2 protein-coding genes are annotated in these 5,113 nt (G+C 40.8%); both read right to left on the bottom strand.

The window, feature by feature from the left end; genetic code table 11:
• Positions 1-975, bottom strand: a complete 975-nt coding sequence (locus F0000_RS26395) for a type IX secretion system membrane protein PorP/SprF (protein WP_255452909.1) — start codon at positions 973-975, stop codon at positions 1-3.
• A gap of 10 nt (positions 976-985) precedes the next feature.
• A partial coding sequence (locus tag F0000_RS26390) for a T9SS type B sorting domain-containing protein (protein ID WP_149627694.1) occupies positions 986-5,113 on the bottom strand: 4,128 nt, incomplete at its 5' end.

The following is a 5,113-nucleotide window of genomic DNA, read 5'->3' as shown; positions in this document are numbered from 1 at the left end:
TTAATATGTACATCCACATTTACTTTGTCTGCACCCAAAGTCGATACCCAAGGTAATCATATGAGAACCTGCTGCTGTGGTAGGAGCAAGTACCTCATTTACATTTACCTGATATCCATAAGCTACATAAAAGTTAGCCTTCTTGATACCAATCATAGGAGAAAACGATAAGGGCTTAAAATCCTGATCCACCAAAGAACGTAAACTTACTCCTGCCCAGTAGTAATCGCCTCGATGTAATTTGCGTACCTTCAACGTCAGATCTGCTGTACTACGACCATCCCCCGCAAAATTCTGATACAAAACAGATGGCTCTATCTCAACATCACTAAATCGATGATAAAAGGTATAACCACTGTACACATAATAATTCTGAATCGTAGAGGGCTCCGTTGGATTAAAATCATCAATCTCTTTCTGTAATAAATTAACAGCATTCGCACTTAAGAAAAAGCGACCCAGACGATACAACATACCAATATCAAAATTAGAGTTGTTTACACTAACATTGTCCAGAGTCTCAATCGGGGGTAAACCCGGATCTCCATCATTAAAATCCGAAGTATCAATACCAAACTGAGTGAACTTATAACTAATCCCAAAGGATAAATACTGATTGTTATACTCATTTAATGTCAAATGATGTGCAAAAGACAACTGAACTCCCTTCTGGGTCGTAAATCCATTCTGATCATTAAACAAAATTGCTCCAACACCGGAACGATCTGAAATACGACCATCTATCGATACCGATTGAGTACCTGGAGAATCTTCTATATTCACCCATTGCTCAAAACCAGAAGCCCTCACCTGCCAGCAATCACCAATACCTGCATAAGCACTCGATATTAAATATGGGTTATCTGCAATATATTGGTTCTGAACTGGAGCAAAAAACTCCTGACCATACCCCCTGTTAACAACTACAGCTATTACCATAACCATAGTGAACATCATCATATCTATTGTGTACATTCTCATACTATTATCTATATAAAGTAAAGTGACCTGTAAACTCTCTATTATCAATATCATTCAGGATGATCGTAAACCAATAATCCCCTGAAGGAAGCTCACTGCCCTGATAGATACCATCCCAACCTTGCTGATCGCCAACAAACTCAGCTAATAATCGACCATACCTGTCAAAAACACTGACTTCCATATCTGTAAAAAAGAAAGGATCACTCCCTGGATTAGAACTATCCTGTCTAGGATACCAAAAATCATTCGTGCCATCTCCATCTGGTGTAAAGTAATTTGGAATCAAAATATTGATAAAAGTTAAAGGCGCAATACCGATAACCTCACAACCCATCGTATCCAATACGCGTAAAGCATAATCAGCAGTCTCATCTATTGAGAAGATATTACTGTCTAACTCACGGTAATCTGAAGCTGTCAGATCATTAACTGTTTGACCTTCACGAAGTATGGCTATAAAATATATATAGTTCTCAGGGTTACCACTACCCCCGCTAACGATAATCTCATACTCATTAGGATCTTGTGGATTACCAGTCATCTGGGCAATAGGAACCGTTAATGGTGTGTACTCTTCAACTTCAACCTCTCCAGCGGATACCTCACAGCCTGATGAATGAAGCAAACTACCTTCATACTCTCCTGGATCCACAACAAAGCTACCCGTCATATTGCTATTGGGGATCGGATTAGGAGTACCATTGATACCTACCAGAGTATAAATGATATCTGTAGTAACCGAATCGCCTCCTAAGATAAAGTCAACATAATATATTTCATCTGTTACGCTTCCGGTAATCGGATCGATAACAGGACAGTCAATCCTGCTACTCAGAATACCGTTCAAAACAACGCCTGGCTCGATATCAAGATTCAATGGAAACTCACAGTTCGAACTATTATTAAAATCTCTGATAAATAAAGTCGTAATACCTCCCGGAAGATCCGTAATCAACAAATTAGTAGGGTCTGCTACCAAGTCAAAGGTAACACCATCGATACTCCAGTAATATACCGGGTTCCCCGTAACTGGATCTGGTGTACCCCCAGTAATCGAAACCGTAGCCGTACCATCCGAAAACCCTGCACAGGACTCTGCAGTGGTCCCTAAAACCATACCATCAATCGCTGTAGGTTCATTAATGATAATATCTAATATAGTTACTGGACATCCATTAAAATCCTCAACCTCTACTCGATAGGTATCTGCTCCCAACTCATCAAAAATATGGGTGTTCAGCTGACCATCACTATCATCTTCGATAAAGGTAAACAATGCGTTCCCTGCACTATCATATAAAGAATAGAAATAAGGAGCAGTACCGCCTGTAGCAGTAATTACAATCCGACCATCTTCTTCTCCGTTACACGTAATATCTTCTGCCGTAGCAAGGGCCTCAAAAAGAGGGGGCTCTGTAATCTCAAAAGGGGTGTCTTCCGGACCACAATCCTCACTCGTTACACTATAGCTATATGTCCCTGCAAATAAATCGCCAAAGAAACTCTCTGTCTGGGGACCTACATTGATTGCAGTACCGTTAATATCTGTACCTGTCAACGTATACATATAATTACCTAATCCTCCTGTAACAACAGCATCTATAGAACCTGTATTCTGACCATTACAGATAATAGCAGTATTCCCTAAATCTAACACAACAACCAAATCCTCCGGAGCTCGAACTGGAACCGTATTCGATGGTCCTGCAATACAACCATTGGCATCTCGTACATAAAACTGATAATCTCCATTGGTCAATGAACTAAAGGTATCTCCCGTTACAAAATTAATATTGTCAAGACTATACTCATAGGGTGGAGTACCTCCTGTACCCGTAACTTGTATATCTGCTGTAGGATCCGTACACGTAGGTTCTCGTATCGTTTCTACCGTAACCATAACCTCTGTTGGAGCGGTAATGGTAACTGTCGCTGTAGACTCACAATTAAGATTGTCCGTAACAGTAACCGTATAAGTATCTGGACCTAAATCTGTGAAAATATAGGTGTTTGTGGTACTTGTAAATTGTGCCGAAGTCGTACCATTAGAGTTTGTGATACTAAACAAATAAGTACCAGCTCCCTGACCGCCACTGGCAACTGCCGTAATGGCAGCATCTACACTATCAAAACATATTAAGGAACTTGTCTCTGTAGCAATAACGCTGGTCGTCACCGGAGCGGTAATCGTAATATCCTCTGAAGCCTCACATAAACTCCCATCTCGAACACTAACTGTATAGGTGCCAGCATCCAGATTCTCAAACAAACCGGTAGTATTTACTCCATAGGCAATGATTACCGTACCAGCAGGTTGTTCTAACTGATATTCAATCCCTCCTGTACCTCCTGTACCTACTGCCTGAATCGAAGCATCATCACCAGGACTGCACGTCTCATCCATTAACTGACTTACCCCTACGCTTACCTCGACAGGAGAACCTAGAGTAACTACATTGGTCCTCTCATCACAGAAAGGAGTATCCAGTGCTTCTACAAAAATCTCATATGCTCCTGGAGCTAAACTGCCTATCAACAATGGATTGATAGCTGTATCTCCAGCTCCACTAGCAGCTACTACTGTAGTCACTATATTGGTCACTGTATAATTGTAAGTACCTGTATAACCAGAAACATCTAAACTAAGTGCTCCGTTGGTATCTCCAAAACATAAAACATCACTGGATAAAGTAGCTGTTGCTACAATCGTATCAAATGGCAATACCTCGTAAGGAACGGTATCTATAGAACATCCCGTGTCTAAATCTGTAATCCTAAAAACATAACTACCAACAGCTGGTAAATTAAAAGTAGCAGTTGTAGTACCGGAGCCATCTTCTGGAATCACCTGAACATCTGCTCCTCCTACCGGTAATAAATCAAACTCATAACCTGCCAGATTCCCTGTGATTCTATCAACAGAAACGGTCACAACTTCTGCATTGGGAGCATCACACGTAATCCTATCTACCAAAGTTACAACCGGATTTGTTAGTATTGGGAATGGTGAAATAACTACAGTAATAGGAGTAGCTGGACAGTTGTTACTGTCAAACACTGTAATATCATAATTACCCGAAACATCTGCATCGATGACAAACTGAACTCCCGCCGTTCCAGGATCTGCATCTGTAACACTTTGGTTTGTTACTGTTATCCCTGGACCGGTATAAGAAATCGTATAATCCGGTGTACCATCTGTAATGGTAACTGTAATATCCGGGAAAACCTCACTATTATCCGCAGCACAACTATAACTACTCTCACTCGCTGTAGCCATTACCTGTGTTGGACTGCCTATGGTTGCATTGTCCTGTGCAGCACAACCAAGGATAGAGGTAACTACAACAAGGTAATCTCCTGCTGCTAATCCATCAAACAACGGATCATCTAGCTGATCTACTCCTAGCTGGGCTCCCTGTACGCCTCCTGTAAAATCAAATAACTGATAGGTATAGGGAATATCCGGACCTACTGGAGTTGTTACTAATATTGAACCATCAACATCTCCTAAACATCGAACATCTCTTGGTGTTGCAACTACTACAGGATCTAAAGGAATCTCTCTGGATACATCATCACTGGCAATACATCCTGGTGCAGGACCAATCCCTGAGTCTGTAACTGTTACTGTATAAATTCCTGCTGAAACATTGGTAAAGATCTCTCCTCCTGCGCCAACCTGAATAATCGGACCAACTGCACCTCCTGAACTATCTGTACCCGTTAATACAAAAGTAAAATTACCTGGATTTGCCGCAAAATCAGAACCGCCCATAACCGTAACCGTAATTGTACCATCTGAAGCTCTACAAACAGGCTCTGTCGTGAAATTCGCATCTACTATCAATTCTTCAAAAACTTCAATCGTATCCGTATCAAAACAACCATTAGCATCTCTTACTGTTATGGTATAGCTACCTGGACCATTTACTGTATAGGTAAAAGATCCATCATTGGGAGTATCAACTACAAAGACAGGAACATCTGCTGTTAGTGGATCTCCATCATCAATACCATATTCTAATTGTCCTACTCCCGTAGCTGTTACTGTAAATGTATAATTATTGTCAAATACACAAACATCATCAACAAAAACAGGAACACTCGTGAATACTGGATCAGCAAT

Source organism: Aquimarina sp. RZ0 (genome assembly GCF_008370685.1).
Lineage (GTDB): Bacteria > Bacteroidota > Bacteroidia > Flavobacteriales > Flavobacteriaceae > Aquimarina.
This window is presented reverse-complemented; position numbering and strand designations above follow the sequence as displayed.

Coding starts and splice junctions, on each gene's coding strand:
- F0000_RS26395 (WP_255452909.1), bottom strand. CDS start 975: ATGTACACAATAGATATGATGATGTTCACTATGGTTATGGTAATAGCT.